Below are 17,793 nucleotides of genomic sequence, written 5' to 3' on the forward strand. Positions count from 1 at the left end.
GTTTTTTTATTTATCGTTAGTGTGAAAAAAATTCCAGGTAACACCCAGCGAATAAATCCGGCCAGGCAGGGTAGTAATATGTTGTGGGTCTGTATAATTAAAGAGATTTTCCAGGGTGGCCTGTAGCCGCAATTGTTGATGGAATAACGTTTTGGCGGCAGCCAGGTTAACGGTGGCATAGCCCGGTACAAACTCACTTTTCAGATCGGGCGTATTATTGCCATTTTCATCCGTAAATCCATACTTGCTGCGGTATATCGCCCTTGCATTGACATCGATGCCCAAACGGGGATGTATATACGAAATTTTTAAATTGGCTGAATGCGGTGAACGGTTAAACAATCCGAAGTACTCGCTTTTCCGCAGGGCACGGGTTTCGCCGGTACCAGCGTCTTTTGTGTACACCTCTCCTTTTTTAACTTTCTTAAACAACTCATTGTCTCTTGATCGGAGGTACTGATAACCGCCAGACAACTGCCAGTAACGTCCAATCCCTTGCGACAACGACACTTCGGCTCCCGAGGTAGTGATACTTTTCAGGTTCACGTAGCTATACACCGCCAGGTCATTGGTTTTTACAGCAATCACCCGGGTATCTATCAGGTTTTTTACATCATTATAAAAGAAGTTTACTTTAATACCCGTGCTGGAAAATAGTTTCCCTTCCACCCCGGCATTATAGGACCAGGAGCTTTCTGCATCCAGGTCTTTCATCTGTGCCGGGTCAATTTTCACTTCTTTGATCTGCCCCTGCTGCTGCATCTCTTTCAGGATATCCGCCGCCAGTTTGGTGCCTGCTACAGTATACCCTACTGCCGCATTGTTAAAATGCAGGTATAGTTGCCGGAAATCCGGGGCACGGTAACCACGGCCAACGGCGGCGAGTAGGCGCCAGCGGGAATTGATATGGTATGATACAGACACTTTAGGGCTAAACTGCGAAGGATACTGGTTATGTGTATCAAATCTTCCGCCGGCCAATATGTTCCAGGCGGCTGATGGTTTCCAGTTTTCCTGCAGAAATACATAGGCCGAATGAAATGCCATCCGGTCATCATACCGCGTAGCTTCCAGCGATTCATGCACATAACCCATACCGCCGGTCAACTGATGCTGTGTATTCAATTGCCAGTCTGCCTGGTACTCTGGTTTCAGATATTGTTGTTTAAAGAAAGACAGATCATACACCGATTTATCCTGTTGGTAATGCATATCTTCATTTGTCGAATACCTGGAATAATATAGTCGTAATACCTGTCTGAAATCCTTTCCCGGTGTATGACTTATCTGTGCAGCAGCATTCATGTCTTTCTCTTTACCAATATCATCCACCACACCTTTGGTATCATTAAAGTAGCTATTGTATCGTTGTTCGTAGTACCGGCCGGAAAGCGTAGTATGCCATTTGGGCGACCAATCCTGCCGCCAGCGCGATTGTAGTGTCACCGTTTTAAAAGGCGACGCCGTAGGGGTGGTAGCATTCCCCAGCGTATATCCATCACTGTTATAAGTACTCACGCCTGCTGTAAATGAGCCGTTCTTATATGGAATACGGGTATTACCATCCAGGGTATAGGTATTATTGGAGCCATACCGCGCGCCGATGCTGGTTAAACCCGTTTGTTTGTTGCTGCTGGTAATGATATTAATTACACCGGCCAGCGCATCGCTACCATAGAGGGAAGATACCGGGCCCTTGATAATTTCTATTCTTTCTATATTACTCACTACAATACGCGACAGGTCAAAAGTGCCGGCAGTTCTACCTATCAGCGGTTCGCCATCCAACAAAATCAGCGTATACTCCGCTTCGAGGCCCTGCATCTGTATCCCCGTACCATGATTAGACGTGATGAACATCCCTGTTTGCTCCGCCAGTACCTGTTGCAGTAGTACCGCGCCCATCGACTGCAACTGCTGTTTATTGATCACGGTAACGGGTACTGGTACCTTATCAATTAACTGCTCATTGCGTGTTGCGGTGACCACTACTTCGGGCAATGCCCTGGAGGTATCTGTTTGGGCAAACAGCGTCCCTACCCGCATTATGCAGGCAATCAGGAGTAAATATTTATACATCTTAAAGCTTATCTGAAATTGTGACGCAAAAGTAAGGGGCCACAAAAAAAACGGCTTACGAGTTCGGGAAAGAAATTTGCGAGATCGGGAAATTCGGCATTACATTTCCCGGAATATAAAAACCAGTGAAGCCGTACCGCAGTACACCTAAAAATGAGTATTTCTCCTGGTTAAAATATCCGCCAACTGGAGATTATTGAAAGCAAGGGGGTGCATTAGGAAACAGTTAACATCTGTTTTTGCACAACCTGCATTTTATTCCAACGGGAATCATTAAATTTATATTGCACCGAAGTAAAGGGTCATATAAGGGTATGATTAACACGACTCAGCATAGTTACATAGGGTTCGAAGTACTCTTTAATCATGCCACCATTGGCATCCTGGTAGCTGATAGTCATCACCACATTGTGATGGCTAACCCCTTCCTTCTTAACCAGTTCGGCTACACGAAAGAAGAAATCACCGGCCAGAAAGTCAGCGTATTGCTGCCTGACAATGAAAAAGAACATATTGCACTGCGAAAAGACGGCAGCAGGTTTCCGGTAGAAATCAGTCATGGCGAACACAGCACACCGGAAGGAATACTAACCATTATATACGTCATAGACATCTCCGACCGGAAAATCTCCGAAGAAACCCGGCAACAACTCGACCTGCAGAAAAAGGAAGCCGCCATTAAAGATGGGACCCTCCAGCGCATGAACAGTTTCCTTAACAGCCTGTGGACCAATGCCGGCGCTATGATCATTGTGATCAATACCGATGGATTTATCAAATGGTTCAACCCCGCCGCTGAAAGAATACTTGGTTATAAAGCGAGTGAAGTAATTGATATCTGCACCCCGCTTATGTTGCATAACCAGCATGAAGTGGCCCTCCGTGCCGAAGAGTTTTCCCGGCAACTGCAACAACCGGTAGAACCCGGTATGGAAACGCTCATTATCAAAGCTAAACTCAATTTACTGAACGAATACGAGTGGAGTTATATCCGGAAAGATGGCAGCTCCCTCCCGGTATCACTTACGGTATCCGCTATCCGCAATGGCAGCGAAATCACCGGATATATTGGCATCGCCATCGATTTGTCACGCATCAAAGAAGCAGAATCCGAGTTACGCGTTTCACTGGAAAAAGAAAGGGAACTGAATGAATTGAAATCGAGGTTCGTTTCACTTGCCTCGCACGAATTCCGGACACCCCTCAGCGCCATCCTCTCCTCCGTTTACCTGGTATCCAAATACGAAGGCGCCGATGACATCCCCAAGCGCAGCAAACACATTCAGCGGATTATATCTTCCGTAAATATGTTAACAGACATCCTGAACGACTTCCTTTCAGTAGGAAAAATAGAAGAAGGGAAAATCCAGGTCCGTTACACCACTTTTGATACCGCCAAACACATCGGTAATATTCTTGGTGAAATGGACGGCCTCAAAAAACCACGACAAAATATCTACTATGCACACCACGGTACTCCACAAGCCAACCTGGATCCTACACTGCTGAAACACATTGTAATGAACCTGGTGTCCAACGCTATTAAATTCTCTCCGGAAGGAGGCATCATCTCTATTCGTACCCAGGGTACCGATGATTCCTTCCAGTTATCGGTAAAAGACCGGGGAATTGGCATTTCAGCGGAAGACCGGCAACACCTGTTTGAACGTTTCTTCCGCAGTCAGCATGTTGCCAACATCCAGGGTACTGGTCTTGGTTTACACATTGTAGCCAGGTATGCAGAACTGATGAACGGCACAGTGGCCTGCAACAGTATGCCTGAAAATGGCACAGAGTTTATCATCTCCCTTCCCTTTCCCCAAAACCAATGAACATGGAAAAAATACTGCTGATAGAGGACAATCCTGCTATCTGTGAAAATGTGGCTGAAATACTGGAGTTGGCCAACTACCAGGTACTCACCGCCGCCAATGGAAAAGAAGGCGTGGCGATGGCCCTGGAACATCTCCCGGACCTCATTGTATGCGATATCATGATGCCGGTACTCGACGGCTATGGTGTGTTGCATATGCTCCATAAAAACAAAGCCCTGCAAACCACGCCGTTTATTTTCCTGACCGCCAAAGCAGAAAGAACAGATATGCGGAAAGGTATGGAAATGGGCGCCGATGATTACATCACAAAACCCTTTGAAGGCACCGAACTACTCAGCGCTATCGAAAGCCGCCTTAAACGCTGCGCGGAAATAAAACATACCCCCGCCAGTGGCTTACAGGGCTTCAATATGCTGCTTGCTGCCAGCAGTGGCACCGATCAGCTGTCGCTCCTCAAAGAAGACCGCAATACCCATCACTACAAAAAGAAACAAAGTATTTATGCTGCCGGCAACCGTCCGGATTATTTATACTACCTCCTGCAGGGAAAAGTAAAAACCTATAAACGCAATGATGAGGGGAAAGAACTCATCATCGGGCTATATAATGAAGGCGATTTCCTTGGCTACAATGCCCTCCTGGAAGGTGGTAACTACCTCGAAAACGCCGAAGCCATGGAAGATACCACCCTTGCCCTGATCCCACACCGGGATTTTGAACAGCTCATCAGCAGCAACCCGGAAGTATTGGGGAAATTTATCCGGCTGCTTTCCCGCGAAATGGCAGAAAAAGAACAACAACTGATTGGCCTGGCTTATAACTCCCTGCGCAAAAAAGTAGCGGAAGCATTAATTATGCTGGAGAAAAAATACAATACAGCGGGTAATAAAAATTTCACGATAGATATCAGCCGGGAAAACCTCGCGGCAGTGGCGGGCGTGGCCAAAGAGTCACTGATCCGCACCCTGGGTGATTTCAGGGATGAAAGACTGATTGCATTAAAAGAGGGGCAAATAGCAGCGTTATCGGTGAAGAAACTCTCCGAAATGATTAACTAATTTTCTTTGGAGATAAATAAGAGAAAAGCCATTTTCACTTTTTCGTGACCAGCCACCATGCCTTTTACATCGTTTTCCAACACAGCAAAAGTATGCGGTGGAGCTACCCCTTCGGGTTGTTCCTCCAGCCAGCTGAGCTGCTCGCCAATCTCATGCCGGAGCAATATCATCGACTCCTCGCATGCCAGCATGGTGAGCTGAAACTCTTCCGCTTCTTCTATAAAGGAACGACGCGTTGTTCCGCGCAGCGCCGCGGCCAGGCGATTAATCAGAGAAGCATTGTCTTCTCTCAAGGTTTTCAGTATCCGGATCCATGTCCTGCAAACTTCCTGGTATTCAAGATAGGGTGGATCGCGCTGCAGTTCGTAAGACATTTTTGTTCGCTAGTTGTAATAGGTTTGAAGTCCATTTATATTTTTATCGGTCTCCCATCTCTTCAACAACTGACACAGGTTTTTCTGTATAAAATATAGCTGCCGGATATCTGAATGCAAAGCGGCCAGTTGCCCGGCCTGTCCTTGTGGAATAGCATATTCTTTCTCCACAACTTCTTCCATCAAATGCACAATGGACTTGCTTTGCAAAACAAATTCCTTCACCAGTTTATACACCTTGCTGATATGATCATATCCCTGTTCGGTAAAAACATCTCCTTTCTTCGGTTTCAATACCGGCTTCAATTCTTCTTTCAGGTTGCGTAATACAACACTGTGATATACCGATACCTCGCGGTAATAGTGAATAAACAATTCATTGAAATCCTGTAACGCACCGGGCGCAGGACTGGCCATCTCCTGCATCTTCGTATAAAAATCTTCCATTTTTGCCAGCACCTGTGCTGCCTGCGGCATAGCCCGATGAGTAATATAATCATCTACATCCTCTGCATGACCTGTAGTATAATCCAACACCTTCAACTTCATGTCCAGCAGGTTTTTCACACCCGACTGCCGGTTGTACTGCCTGAAAATATGATTCCCATACTTACGTAAGTGCTTGATGGGAAAAAAGAGAAAACCTTCGCAAAATTTGCGTTGCCGGGAAGTAGGTGTCAGTCCACTAAACATGATTTGCATTTTTTATGTGTGGATAAAGAGTATCACCGCCAGTGAACGGTGATACCTTATCAACAGCACATCTCCGTCATTCATTAATTTTTTTATTTGGTGATCCGGGTGGATGCCCAAATGTTACTGTAAAACTACCCCCGTTTGAATTGCTGAACAATGACGGACATTATCCGGCCCACTGATGTTGATCATTTTTTGAGATGACCATAATCATCGCTTCCCTAAAGGCGGATGATAATCCAGGCAGCGGAATACCAGGAACTTCCGCACCACACGGCCCTGTTGCCGCACTACAATAGGAGGCAACTGGGTAACGGAGCTGAAATAAGGCGCTAACTTTTTCACAAATGCCAGTTCATCTACGGCATCATTTACGTCGGTGAGTGAGTTGATAAAAAGGGCGTTCTTCCCTTTAAGGGTATTAACATCCGTGCCTATAAAATCAAATTGCAGGGCATTTTCCCCTATAATATTCCTGGAATATACCATACGCCCCAGGTACAGGTTGAGCATGGCACTGGTTTTATAATCGTCCGCAGAAAAGATAAAATCATCCGGATACGCAGCTGTCAGTTCCTTTACTCCTGTACCTAATCCGCTCCAACCGATCATGGTATCATCAGAATGAATGGGCACCGGGTAAAAAATCACTTCCACCGCCAGGGCCAGATGCACCACCAATGAGCAAATCCACTGCCAACGGATGTATTTCATCGTTACCCAGGTACTAACCCAGATAGTGCCTGTTATATAGGCCGGCATCATCCAGTTGATCTTTACCCAATAAACAGGAGATATCAATAAGAAAATCCCGAAAAGCGGCACAAAGAAGCATAACAGGAACAACTGTGGCGCCGGAATGCGGGTCACGCGCCATTGGTATTTGCGCGCAAATTTATAGCAGTAGTATAACAATGCCCCCAGCAATACCGGCAACAGGATAGCCGCCTGATGCCCAATAACCCCCAGGAAATCCAACGGATGAAACTCCACACCTCCTACCCTTTCCGACGACTGAAAACGGAAAGACGCAAACTGGTTATTCACATTCCAGATCACCACCGGCAAAATCGTCACCCCAAAAGCCACAATGCTGGCAAAAAACCAGGGCGACCACAGGTAGCGGCGATGCGCCTTACTCAACAACAGGAACAACACCGCGCCTGCCGGCAGCATAATGGCAGTATACTTACTGTCAAAAGCCAGCCCCATGGCAATACCGGCATATATCCAGTATGCATTACGCGATTCAAATACCGCCCGGTATACCGCTATCAGCGAAATACACCAGAAAAACAATAAGGGAACATCCGGGGTAGATACCAATGATAAGATGGTAATCATCAGCGTGGCATACAGCAGCAAAACACTTCTCCAGGCCCTTTCCCGGGAAAGGAAGCAACAGCCCAAACGGTAAAAAGCCAGCAGCGTGCCAATAGTCACCAGCGTATCCGCCAGCTTGATCACAAATACATGCCGCCCAAACAAGTCCGTAAATGCCCGTAAAATCCATGCAATAGCGGGTGGATGGTCAAAGTAGGAAAGTGCGAAATGCTGCCCGTAGAAATAGTAATACGCATCCTGCGGCATCGCCCCCATCACCCCTATAAAAGAAAACCTTAGTACAATAACTACTGCAATGGCGAGCGCCATCCACTTGTGGGCAGTGATATAGGTGTTAAACCATTTCCCTCCTGTTGATTCCTGCATATGTAATGCTGACAGTTCTATTAATGACAGTGTCCCTGTTCCCACAATCTCTGTGCCGCCTGATAAGCTGGCAGCCCCTGTTTAACGATATTTAACACTGTCATTCCCCTGTCAGCAGCATCAATCTGCCTTTAAGCGCTGTACCGGGTTGGCACTGCCTGCTCTCAGGGCTTGTAAACCCACGGTAGCAAAGGCTATCAGCAAAGCCCCCGCAGCTGCCAGGGCAAACAATAGCCAGCTGATTTGTACATGATAGGCAAAATCACGCAGCCAATGCTCCAGTAAATACCAGGCCACCGGTGTAGCCAGCACAATAGATAAAATCACCAGTATGAGGAAATCTTTTGACAACAACGCCACAATGCTACCCATGCTGGCCCCCAGCACTTTGCGGATACCAATTTCTTTCGTGCGCTGTTCTGTGATATAAATGGTTAAGGCCAGTAAGCCCATCACGGAAATAAAAATGGAGATCACCGTAAATACATAAATGATATATCTCACCCGGGTATAACCACTAAACAACTGCTGGAAATTATCGTCCAGGAACGAATACCGCAAAGGAAATCCCGGCTCCACCGTTTTGTCTTGTCCGGGATTATACTGATTAAACCGATTTTTATTTATGATGTTGGAAATCTTTCTACATCCAAAAATAAAAATCAGTTTAATCAGTATAATCCCGGACAAGACAACATCCGCTGCATTACTGCTCCGTCCATTGCTTCTCCCACTGGAAGAAAGCCGGCATAGGCGTGTTCTTGCCCTCCAGCTGATCGGTCAGTGCCGCAATATACATTTTCCAGCGAGGCAGGTAATAACTGCGCATCAGGCCACCCCATTCCTTATTGGCGTATTCATGCAAATCGGTATCCGGATTATCAGGTCCCCAATAGGTGATTTGTGTTTTAGCATTGCGCACCAGCAGCTTCTTTTCCGCAGGTGTTTGCCCCAGGTTTTGTGCAGCATTCACCCAGGTATCCAGCCGGAAATGTTTGTTGCCGCTCAACAATAAATCCTGTTGCTGCATGAGCGCCAGGAAACTTGCGGAGGTTTGTTTGAAGGTAGTGAGGTCTTTTTTCTCAAAAGCGGCTACCATTGCTGCATAAATTTCTTCGCCGCGATTAGCATTTACCTGCCGCTGAAAATCGATCGCGTCAATTTCGTAAGTAGTGTTGTTTTTCATGGCAGGAGCAGCTTTCAGGAAAGTAGCCACAGCATCTGCAAATACTTTAGTATCGTAGTTCCGCTTACGGGTGCCCCAGGAAGATACGGGTACGTCCTTCAGCGTAGGGCGGGCACAGAAAACAGATTCATTAGGCCCTTCCTGGTATTGTGAAAAACTGCTGTAGGCCGTAGCTACCAATCCCTGCCAGGCTGCCTGCACCTGCGGGTTATCGGATCCATAACGGTAACGTACATATGATTTGATCCAGTCTTTCACGTCAACCTTTTCGGCATGCCAGGCCAGCTCCAACATCAGGTCGTAAATAACCGGGTTATTGTGGATCCCTTCCGGCATAATGCCTACGCCTTTAAACAGCGAGTCATAGGGGCTATGCGCTGCGCGGTAAGTTTCATCTGCAAAACGTTGCAACTTACCATATAGTCCCAACTTTTCTCCGAAGTTGTTCACACTGCACCAGATAAATGGTGTGCCTTCGTATCCTTTGCGGGTTTCCCAATTGGCGGTATTTTCTCCAAAAAGTTCCTGTACCAGCACTTTAGACTTATCTAGTCCTGCTAATAAGGCGCCTGAAGGGTTTGCCTGCCAGCCCTGTAATACCCAGGTGCTGCCCGGGAAATGTTGTTGCATGGTTTGTTGAATGGTTGCTGCAGCGGCGCTCACATCTACGCCTTTGCTGATACCTCCTTCATGGAAAGGATCGCCGGCAAAGAAATGAATGTTGCTACCATATAGCTTCTTCAGCTCTTCATAGTAGATGCCTGCAATTTTGGTGAAGTTGCTGTCGCCTGGAATAAGGAAATCCGGGCGCTGAAAGCCACCGGCCCATTTGCCCTGCTCTACTACTTTCACCGGCATCTTCTCTTTCAGGTTCACCGGTATCATACCATAGAAGCCTTGCATCACTGGTGCAATACCCAGTCCGTTCATTCGCGCCAGGATTTGTTTCTCCAGCACGGTTTGCTGGTCAATCATTTGTTGGGTAACGGGTCCGCCCCAGCCTTCCAGGTTGCCCATGAGCCACCAGGCGGTGAAGCCTGGTCCTGCTACGAAGCGACGCGCTTCTTCACTGCTGTAGCCCAGGCGCTCCAGCGTATGCTGCCATACTGCTTCTGTACCCATGGTAGCTAACATCACGTTCACACCATTGAGCGCCATCCAGTCCAGTTCGTGTTCCCAGTCCTTCCAATTGTAATAACTCATGGTATAACTGATGGTACAATAGTTCAGCGCATAGCGGTAATCATAGGTGGTATTGATACGCACCGGTGATTTTACCGTTGGCAGTGGCGCTACCGGCGACAAGTTATCGCCCATATGCGACATCGCACGATGGCAGTAATATTTCAGGTACCAGTTCAGCCCGGCAGCAGCCGCGCTGGGGCTGGAAGCGCTAATATGTACCTGTTTACCTGGTGTGGTAATTTCAAACTGATCTTTTCCATTTTCAGCTGGTATACTTTTCAACACCAGCGATTTAGCCAGCCAGGGAACGCGGCGTTGAGCCAGTTGCTGCACAGCAGGAAAGTCTTGTGCAAATACGCCGGAAGACAGGCATAGGAGTAGCCCTGCCAGCAAATTTTTACCTTTCATTAGTTTCACTGTTATGATATAAAGAAGGTAAATGTAATGATCAATTACATAATTCGTAAATTTAGTATCGCGCTGGTCATCAAAATAACTTATATGGCAGGAAATACTAATTTACCAGAACATATCAAAGGACTGAATGATGCGGAAGTAGCCGCCTCCCGGGAAAAATACGGTAGCAATCTCCCCGCCGCCCCCACCACTAATCCTCTCCTGCACCTGGTCAAAGAAATACTCGGCGAACCCATGCTGCTGTTGCTGATAGCGGTGACCGTTATTTACTTCGTCATGGGTGAACTCGGAGAAGCCTACTTCATGCTCGTAGCCATTGCACTGGTATCCGGTATCTCCTTTTACCAGGATAGCCGCAGCCGCAAAGCGCTGGAAGCATTGGAAAAAATAAATGAGCCGTTGAGTAAAGTGATCCGGAATGGTGAGCTGAAAAGCGTTGCCACCAGCGATATCGTCACCGGCGATATGATGCTCGTATCCGAAGGCAATACTATCAACGCTGATGGCATCATTGTGCATGCCAACGACTTTTCTGTGAATGAATCCGCCCTCACCGGTGAAGCCTTTGCCGTTTTTAAACAACCTGATGGAGATGACAACCGGGTATACAGCGGCACGTTAGTGGTATCTGGCCTGGCCATCTGCGAAGTACAGCAGGTAGGTGCCCAAACCAAAATAGGACAGTTAGGCACCGCCATTCTCAATATCAAAGAAGAGCCGACCCCATTGCAACAGCAGATTGAACAATTTGTGAAATGGATGGCCGTAGCAGGCGTTGGTGTTTTCCTGGCCGTATGGCTCTTTAACTTCATCCGCAGCGGTAGCTTAACAGATAGCCTGCTGAAAGGACTAACACTGGCGATGTCTATTTTGCCGGAAGAAATACCCGTGGCCTTTGCCACCTTTATGGCATTGGGTTCCCGGCGCCTCATGCAAATGGGTATCATCGTTAAAAAAATCCGTACCGTGGAAGCACTGGGTAGCGCTACCATCATTTGCACCGATAAAACCGGTACTATCACAGAAAATAAAATGAGCCTGCCGGCAATTTATCGCGGAGCAGATCATACCTTATATGGAGAAGACCAACTGCCGGCAGACGTTGTGACCATGGCGATGTGGGCCAGTGAACCTGTGCCTTTTGACCCTATGGAAAAAACACTGCACCGGCTATACGAAAAATTGACACCTTCCGATGAACGGCCTGATTATAAAATCGTACATGAGTATCCGTTAGCAGGCAAGCCTCCTATGATGACACATGTGTATGAAAACAATGCCGGCCATCGCATCGTGGCCGCAAAAGGAGCGCCGGAAGCTATTATTGCCGTTTGTCATCTCCCGGAAAAAACAAAAAGCGACCTTACCAGGCAGGTGCGCGCACTGGCCCAACAAGGCTACCGGGTACTTGGCGTAGCTACTTCCGGTTTTACCGGCACCCAATACCCCAACGCCCAACAAGAACTTCCATTTACTTTCATAGGATTGCTGGCTTTTTATGATCCTCCAAAAGCGAATATAGGAGAGGTGTTCAGCAATTTTTACCAGGCAGGCATCACCGTAAAAATCATCACCGGCGACAATGCCGTTACCACCTGCGCCATCGCCCAACAGGCCGGCCTGAAAAACGCCGACAAATCCATCGACGGTGAAGTGTTGATGCAAATGGATGCCACCAGAATGCAACAGACGTTACAATCCGTCAATATTTTCACCCGCATGTTCCCGGAAGCTAAACTGGCCGCCATCAACGCCCTGAAAGCAGACAAGGAAGTAGTAGCGATGACAGGTGATGGTGTGAACGATGGGCCAGCCCTCAAAGCCGCGCACATCGGCATTGCCATGGGCAAAAAAGGGACGGAGATCGCCAAACAGGCAGCCGCACTGATACTCGTCAACGATGACCTCAGCGGCATGGTAGACGCCATTGCCGTGGGCAGGAGAATATATACCAATATCAAAAAAGCAGTACAATACATTATTTCTATTCACATTCCTATCATCCTCACCGTATCTCTCCCACTCTTCCTGGGCTGGATATATCCCAATATTTTCACCCCGGTACACGTGATATTCCTGGAAATCATTATGGGGCCCACCTGCTCCATTGTATATGAAAATGAGCCTATGGAAGAAAATGCCATGCGGCAGCCACCACGGCCTATTACACAAACTTTTCTTTCGTTCCGGGAAATGAATATCAGTATTATACAGGGATTATTGATCACCGCGGGCGTACTCACGGCATACCAGTGGAGTGTGGCGCAGGGTTATGATGAAACCCACACCCGTAGTATGGTATTTACTACGCTGGTATTGGCTAATATTTTTCTCACCCTGGTCAATCGTTCCTTCTACTACTCTTTCCTGCACAGCATGCGCAATCGCAACCAATTAATGATTGGCGTTATTGCCATTACGCTGGTATTGTTGGCAGCCATGTTATATATCCCGCCTGTGGCACAATTTTTCAGTATCAACGCGTTGCAGGTCCCGCAATTATTGATCTGCGCTGGCATCGGAGCTGCGGCGGTATTGTGGTTTGAAATCTGGAAATGGTGGAAACGAAGCACGCGTCCTGCCGGCAAACAACAGCGGGAAACGTTATCTGCAGCCAACGCAGGTAGTATGTAATCAACATCTCAAAAAAGAAAAACAGGCATGAAAGTATTCACAACAAGAGTTATTCCGGAAGAAGGACTACTGCTCCTTCAACGTGCAGGCGTTACCGTTAAACAGTGGGCAGAAACCAGGGAACTGACGCTGGAAGATATGATTGCACAATGCAAAGACCAGGATGCGTTACTGTATGCCGGTGGCAGGCACATAGATCGCCCCTTTATGGAACATGCCCGGCACCTGAAAGTAATTAGTTTACTCTCCGTAGGCTACGACAATGTAGACCTGAAATCCGCCACAGAATTAGGTATACAGATCACCAACACACCCGGGGTACTGAGCAATGCTACCGCCGATACCGCCTTTTTATTAATGCAGGCAGTAGCAAGAAAAGCTTTCTATCAACATAAAAGAATATTAAACGGCGACTGGGGATTTTCCACCCCCACGGCTAACCTGGGAATTGATATAGAAGGAAAAACGTTGGGCATCTGGGGGCTGGGTAATATTGGAACGGTAATGGCTAAACGCTGTAAGGCCGCATTCGATATGAAAATTATTTACTGCAACCGTCATCGCAACGAAGCAGCTGAAAAACAGCTGGGCGCCACCTTCGTGTCATTTGAGGAATTGTTACGGCAAAGCGATGTTATCAGCGTACATACCAGCCTCACACCGGAAACAAGGGATACCTTTAATAAGGAAACATTCCGGAAAATGAAGCCCACCGCTATTTTTATCAATGCCGCCAGGGGAGGTATCCACAACGAAGCAGATTTACTGGCGGCCTTACAGGAAGGGCTGATCTGGGGCGCAGGACTGGATGTGACCAATCCTGAACCCATGCCACCAGGTAGTCCTTTGCTGAATATGCCTACGGTAGCTATATTACCGCATATCGGCTCTGCCACCGTAGAAACAAGGAATGCTATGTCGCGCATAGCGGCGGAAAATGTGCTCGCTGCTTTAGCAGGTAAGCCGGTGCCCAACCCGGTAAACCATCTTTACGCACTTTAAACATGATTCATTCTTTAGGCTAAGTAAGGGTTGGCCAGAAGATCAGGTAATACTTTTCCCTTTGCTGCAACAGTGATCCCGGGGCATAACTTCACAAAACATAGTAGGCCGCCGGACGAGGCGCACCAGCCAATATCGCTGGCCATCCATTGATTCGCTATTTTGTAGGCCGCATTACTAATTTTATCCTGTCCACAATCGTCCCCTGCTCCATAAGTGAACGGGAGATTCACTAACTTTAGTAAAAGCATTGCTCTATGAAAAAAGTCGCTATCATCGGCGGGCAACGAATCCCTTTCGTAAAGTCTTTCAAAGAGTATAACCATATCAGTAACCAGGAAATGCTGACCGCTGTTTTAAATGCACTGGTCAACCGTCACCAGCTGGCAGGTAAAAGAATTGGTGAAGTAGCATTGGGTGCATTGTTGAACCGTTCTACAGAATGGAACTTTGCCAGGGAATGTGTGTTAGGTACAGCTCTGGATCCACATACGCCCGCTTACAATTTACAACGGGCCTGCGGCACCAGCCTGGATGCCGCTATACAACTGGGCCTGCGGATCGGATGCGGGCAAATAGACACCGGTATCGCCGGTGGCAGTGATACCAACAGTGATATTCCCTTACTGTTCCGGCAACAACTGGCCTGGAAACTGGTGGATCTCCGCGCAGCCAAAACATTGGGTGCGCGACTGAAAATACTGGCCTCTATTCGATTCAAAGACCTTGCCCCGGTTTATCCCTCCATCGTAGAACCCAGAACAGGCATGTCTATGGGACAGCATACCGAGAAAATGGTGAAAGAATGGGGCATCACCCGGGAAGCACAGGATGCACTGGCTTATCAGAGTCATATGAACGCCGCCAAAGCCCATACAGACGGATTCTTCAGTGACCTTATCTTCGAATTTAAAGGCGTAAAAAAAGATACCATCGTACGCGGAGACACCAGCCCGGAAAAACTCGCGGCATTGAAACCCGCATTTGACGCTAATGGCAGTCTTACTGCCGGCAACAGCACACTCTACACCGATGGCGCCTCCGCCTTATTGCTGGCCTCGGAAGAATATGCGCAACAACAAAACTGGCCGGTGATGGCGCACCTGGTAGATGCGGAAACCGCCGCAGTGGATTACGTAAACGGCGAAGGACTACTCATGGCACCTACCTACGCCGTAGCACGCCTGCTCAAACGTAATCATCTAAAACTACAGGACTTCGACGTATATGAAATTCACGAAGCCTTTTGCGGGCAGGTACTCTGTACCCTTAAAGCCTGGGAAGATGCCAGCTATTGCAAAAAGTTGGGCTGGGATACACCATTGGGTAGCATCGATCGAAGTAAACTAAATACCAAAGGTGGCAGTGTGGCAATTGGGCATCCTTTTGCGGCCACCGGTACCCGTATCCTCGCACAGGCTGCAAAAATACTGCAGGAACGCGGTAGTGGAAGAGCATTGGTATCTATCTGTACCGCCGGTGGTATGGGGGTGGTAGCCATCCTGGAACGCTAATTTTTCCACCTCCTCCACCCGGAAATAATTAATTGTCAACATAACACACATTAAAAGTTATCAAATAAAAAACCCGTCCCGGGAAACCGGAACGGGTGATCATTGTCATCCATTTCACCGAATAAAAATTTCGATTGTTTTATTGCGACATATACCATGCCGGAAATGGAAAATAATATCTAGTGCAATACTTTTTCCAGCGCTGCTTCCAATGCTTCTCCACGCAAATTGGTAGCAATAATGCGGCCCTGCGGATCTAACAGGAAGTTTTGCGGAATAGAATTGATCATATACAACTTCGCGATATCGCTGCTCCAGAATTTCAGATCACTCACATGATGCCAGGTAAGCCCATCCTTTTCAATAGCAGCCGTCCACTTAGCTTCATCACCGGTTTTATCGAGCGATACACCCAGGATATCAAAGTTCTTATCCTTGAAACGCTGATACGCTTTTACCACGTTAGGATTTTCTGCACGGCAGGGACCACACCAGCTGGCCCAGAAATCTAGCAGTACATATTTACCACGCAGATCAGAAAGCTTCATGGTTTTACCATCCGGACCTGCTGCGGTGAAATCGGGCGCCACCTGGTTAATATCCAGGGCGGCAGAGGCTTTCAGGATAGCGGCTGCTTTCTGTCCTACACTTGTTGCACGCAATGCAGGTGAAAATTTATCGTAAATCTTTTGGGTGCCTGCCACATCTTTGACACGGCCATCCATTGTTTTAAGAAGCGCTACCAGGCTCACATAATAGTCAGCGTGTGCCAGCATAAATTCCTTCTGCAAGGTACTTTGCTCTTCCATCAGTTTTTGAAACATCGTGCTCATCACATAATAACCAGTGGTATCCCTGGGCGTAGTCATCATCATATGCTGAAATTCCGTACGCAGCGAGTCCATCGCCTTGGTTTGCGGCGCCACCAAAGCATTCAGCTCATCCTGTTGCTTTGTAAACACAGAGCCTTTAATTTCCGCACCATCCAACAGGTTGTTAGTACCGACGGTTTTCTGCGTAAACTTCATTTTATCTGTTGGCGTGATGTACAACAAGCGATAACCAACGTGCTTAGGCTCATTCTTCAGGCGGATACTCAACATGGCCTCCGCAGTATCTTTAACTTCATAAGTAAGCGTAAACGCCCCTTTCTCCACCAGTGCAGAGTCCAAAGGGTTGAAGCCATAACCGGCAGCCTTGAGGAGATAAATATATTCGTTGTTAAAATCAGCAGGCACTTTACCTGTTATAGTCGCTTTTTTTTGTGCAAATGCACCGGAAACAGCCAGGGTGACCAGGCCGCTGAGCAAAACTTTTTTCATTTGTAGGTGGTTGGTTGGTTTTAACCGAAAGTAGAAAAAGGTGGGCAACACTTCAATTGCTTAATGACAGGCGGTCGTGCCGGCGTACCGCCGGAATTACGAATTACGAATTACGAATTTGTGGGGAGGCAGTAAACGCGAATGATAACATTCGCTAGTATCTACCCACAAATCCGTAATTCGTAATTCGTAATTCGTAATTATCTAAATCTTACTGAGCTGAAAATATCCCAGGTGTAATTCATCTTCCCCGGCATGGGCAGCCGGTGTTATTTCCAGGGTATACTTTTCTTTCAGATGTGCCGGTAAAATATCCTTTACGGTATGGATATCATCCACGTCTACGCCATATTTATCATCCACATGCGAAGTAGCCGTTCCAAAGGTGGTGTGCTTAAAAAACACCGTTTCTTTAGATGCCCGGATCGCTACACCAATATCTTTTTGTACACTGAGCATTTTATAATGGAATTCTTCCATCTCATTAGGTTTATAACCTCCCAGGTTCAAAAAGAATAACTGCATATCCTGTTGCGTAGGCGCTGGTTTTTCCACCACCCGGATCTGATGTCCGTCTACCATATTCACTTCTCTCCAGCCATCAATATGTAGTTTTCCTTTTGCTTCCGGCCAGAAAGCCAGCATATCAGGAATGAGGTCTCTCAGTTGACTGCCAATACCGAAAAAAACATCGTGTTGCTCCGTGTGTCGCCCTTCAGGCGTACATCCCAGCAGCAGCATAAACAATTTTAACTCCGCCATGATAATAGATTGTGGGGCG

General features: G+C 47.3%; 13 protein-coding genes. 5 read left to right on the forward strand and 8 right to left on the reverse strand.

Features of this window, described 5'->3' with window-relative positions; all coding sequences use genetic code 11:
• Positions 1-6: 6 nt before the first annotated feature.
• The gene (locus AC5ZC7_RS22650) at positions 7-2,079 is read right to left on the reverse strand and encodes a TonB-dependent receptor domain-containing protein (RefSeq protein ID WP_496158762.1); all 2,073 of its coding nucleotides are present in this window, start codon (positions 2,077-2,079) and stop codon (positions 7-9) included.
• Positions 2,080-2,393: 314 nt separating this feature from the next.
• Between AC5ZC7_RS22650 and AC5ZC7_RS22655 the strand changes: the two genes are divergently transcribed.
• Entirely contained in the window at positions 2,394-3,911 is a 1,518-nt protein-coding gene (locus AC5ZC7_RS22655; protein WP_496158761.1) for a PAS domain S-box protein, read from the forward strand.
• 2 nt (positions 3,912-3,913) lie between these two features.
• The gene (locus AC5ZC7_RS22660) at positions 3,914-4,972 is read left to right on the forward strand and encodes a response regulator (RefSeq protein ID WP_496158760.1); all 1,059 of its coding nucleotides are present in this window, start codon (positions 3,914-3,916) and stop codon (positions 4,970-4,972) included.
• On the opposite strand, the gene AC5ZC7_RS22665 is transcribed toward AC5ZC7_RS22660, so the two are convergent.
• The 5 genes from AC5ZC7_RS22665 to AC5ZC7_RS22685 form a co-directional block, all read right to left on the reverse strand.
• Complete coding sequence (locus AC5ZC7_RS22665; RefSeq protein WP_496158759.1) at positions 4,969-5,346, reverse strand: hypothetical protein; 378 nt, start codon at positions 5,344-5,346, stop codon at positions 4,969-4,971. The two genes, AC5ZC7_RS22660 and AC5ZC7_RS22665, sit on opposite strands and share 4 nt — an antisense overlap.
• Before the next feature lie 9 nt (positions 5,347-5,355).
• Positions 5,356-6,039, reverse strand: coding sequence for a hypothetical protein (locus tag AC5ZC7_RS22670; RefSeq protein WP_496158758.1), 684 nt, complete (start codon positions 6,037-6,039; stop codon positions 5,356-5,358).
• Between the two features lie 213 nt (positions 6,040-6,252).
• Positions 6,253-7,752: a glycosyltransferase family 39 protein gene (locus tag AC5ZC7_RS22675; protein WP_496158757.1), complete on the reverse strand. Its 1,500-nt coding sequence runs from the start codon at positions 7,750-7,752 to the stop codon at positions 6,253-6,255.
• Between the two features lie 120 nt (positions 7,753-7,872).
• Positions 7,873-8,331: an FtsX-like permease family protein gene (locus tag AC5ZC7_RS22680; protein ID WP_496158756.1), complete on the reverse strand. Its 459-nt coding sequence runs from the start codon at positions 8,329-8,331 to the stop codon at positions 7,873-7,875.
• Between the two features lie 127 nt (positions 8,332-8,458).
• Entirely contained in the window at positions 8,459-10,531 is a 2,073-nt protein-coding gene (locus AC5ZC7_RS22685; protein WP_496158755.1) for an alpha-N-acetylglucosaminidase TIM-barrel domain-containing protein, read from the reverse strand.
• A gap of 93 nt (positions 10,532-10,624) precedes the next feature.
• Between AC5ZC7_RS22685 and AC5ZC7_RS22690 the strand changes: the two genes are divergently transcribed.
• The 3 genes from AC5ZC7_RS22690 (at position 10,625) to AC5ZC7_RS22700 (ending at position 15,690) form a co-directional block, all read left to right on the forward strand.
• Positions 10,625-13,174 (forward strand): HAD-IC family P-type ATPase, encoded by a 2,550-nt coding sequence (locus AC5ZC7_RS22690; protein ID WP_496158754.1) that lies wholly within the window; start codon positions 10,625-10,627, stop codon positions 13,172-13,174.
• A gap of 27 nt (positions 13,175-13,201) precedes the next feature.
• The gene (locus AC5ZC7_RS22695) at positions 13,202-14,176 is read left to right on the forward strand and encodes an NAD(P)-dependent oxidoreductase (RefSeq protein ID WP_496158753.1); all 975 of its coding nucleotides are present in this window, start codon (positions 13,202-13,204) and stop codon (positions 14,174-14,176) included.
• Positions 14,177-14,433: 257 nt separating this feature from the next.
• On the forward strand, positions 14,434-15,690 hold the full coding sequence (locus AC5ZC7_RS22700) for an acetyl-CoA C-acetyltransferase (RefSeq protein ID WP_496158751.1): 1,257 nt from the start codon (positions 14,434-14,436) through the stop codon (positions 15,688-15,690).
• Between the two features lie 179 nt (positions 15,691-15,869).
• On the opposite strand, the gene AC5ZC7_RS22705 is transcribed toward AC5ZC7_RS22700, so the two are convergent.
• Entirely contained in the window at positions 15,870-17,012 is a 1,143-nt protein-coding gene (locus AC5ZC7_RS22705; RefSeq protein WP_496158750.1) for a redoxin domain-containing protein, read from the reverse strand.
• Between the two features lie 204 nt (positions 17,013-17,216).
• The gene (locus AC5ZC7_RS22710) at positions 17,217-17,774 is read right to left on the reverse strand and encodes a DUF1543 domain-containing protein (protein WP_496158749.1); all 558 of its coding nucleotides are present in this window, start codon (positions 17,772-17,774) and stop codon (positions 17,217-17,219) included.
• Between the last annotated feature and the right edge of the window lie 19 nt (positions 17,775-17,793).

The sequence above is a fragment of the Chitinophaga sp. 9-1-y genome (assembly GCF_059511905.2).

Coding starts and splice junctions, on each gene's coding strand:
- AC5ZC7_RS22650 (WP_496158762.1), bottom strand. CDS start 2,079: ATGTATAAATATTTACTCCTGATTGCCTGCATAATGCGGGTAGGGACG.
- AC5ZC7_RS22655 (WP_496158761.1), top strand. CDS start 2,394: ATGATTAACACGACTCAGCATAGTTACATAGGGTTCGAAGTACTCTTT.
- AC5ZC7_RS22660 (WP_496158760.1), top strand. CDS start 3,914: ATGGAAAAAATACTGCTGATAGAGGACAATCCTGCTATCTGTGAAAAT.
- AC5ZC7_RS22665 (WP_496158759.1), bottom strand. CDS start 5,346: ATGTCTTACGAACTGCAGCGCGATCCACCCTATCTTGAATACCAGGAA.
- AC5ZC7_RS22670 (WP_496158758.1), bottom strand. CDS start 6,039: ATGTTTAGTGGACTGACACCTACTTCCCGGCAACGCAAATTTTGCGAA.
- AC5ZC7_RS22675 (WP_496158757.1), bottom strand. CDS start 7,752: ATGCAGGAATCAACAGGAGGGAAATGGTTTAACACCTATATCACTGCC.
- AC5ZC7_RS22685 (WP_496158755.1), bottom strand. CDS start 10,531: ATGAAAGGTAAAAATTTGCTGGCAGGGCTACTCCTATGCCTGTCTTCC.
- AC5ZC7_RS22690 (WP_496158754.1), top strand. CDS start 10,625: ATGGCAGGAAATACTAATTTACCAGAACATATCAAAGGACTGAATGAT.
- AC5ZC7_RS22695 (WP_496158753.1), top strand. CDS start 13,202: ATGAAAGTATTCACAACAAGAGTTATTCCGGAAGAAGGACTACTGCTC.
- AC5ZC7_RS22700 (WP_496158751.1), top strand. CDS start 14,434: ATGAAAAAAGTCGCTATCATCGGCGGGCAACGAATCCCTTTCGTAAAG.
- AC5ZC7_RS22705 (WP_496158750.1), bottom strand. CDS start 17,012: ATGAAAAAAGTTTTGCTCAGCGGCCTGGTCACCCTGGCTGTTTCCGGT.
- AC5ZC7_RS22710 (WP_496158749.1), bottom strand. CDS start 17,774: ATGGCGGAGTTAAAATTGTTTATGCTGCTGCTGGGATGTACGCCTGAA.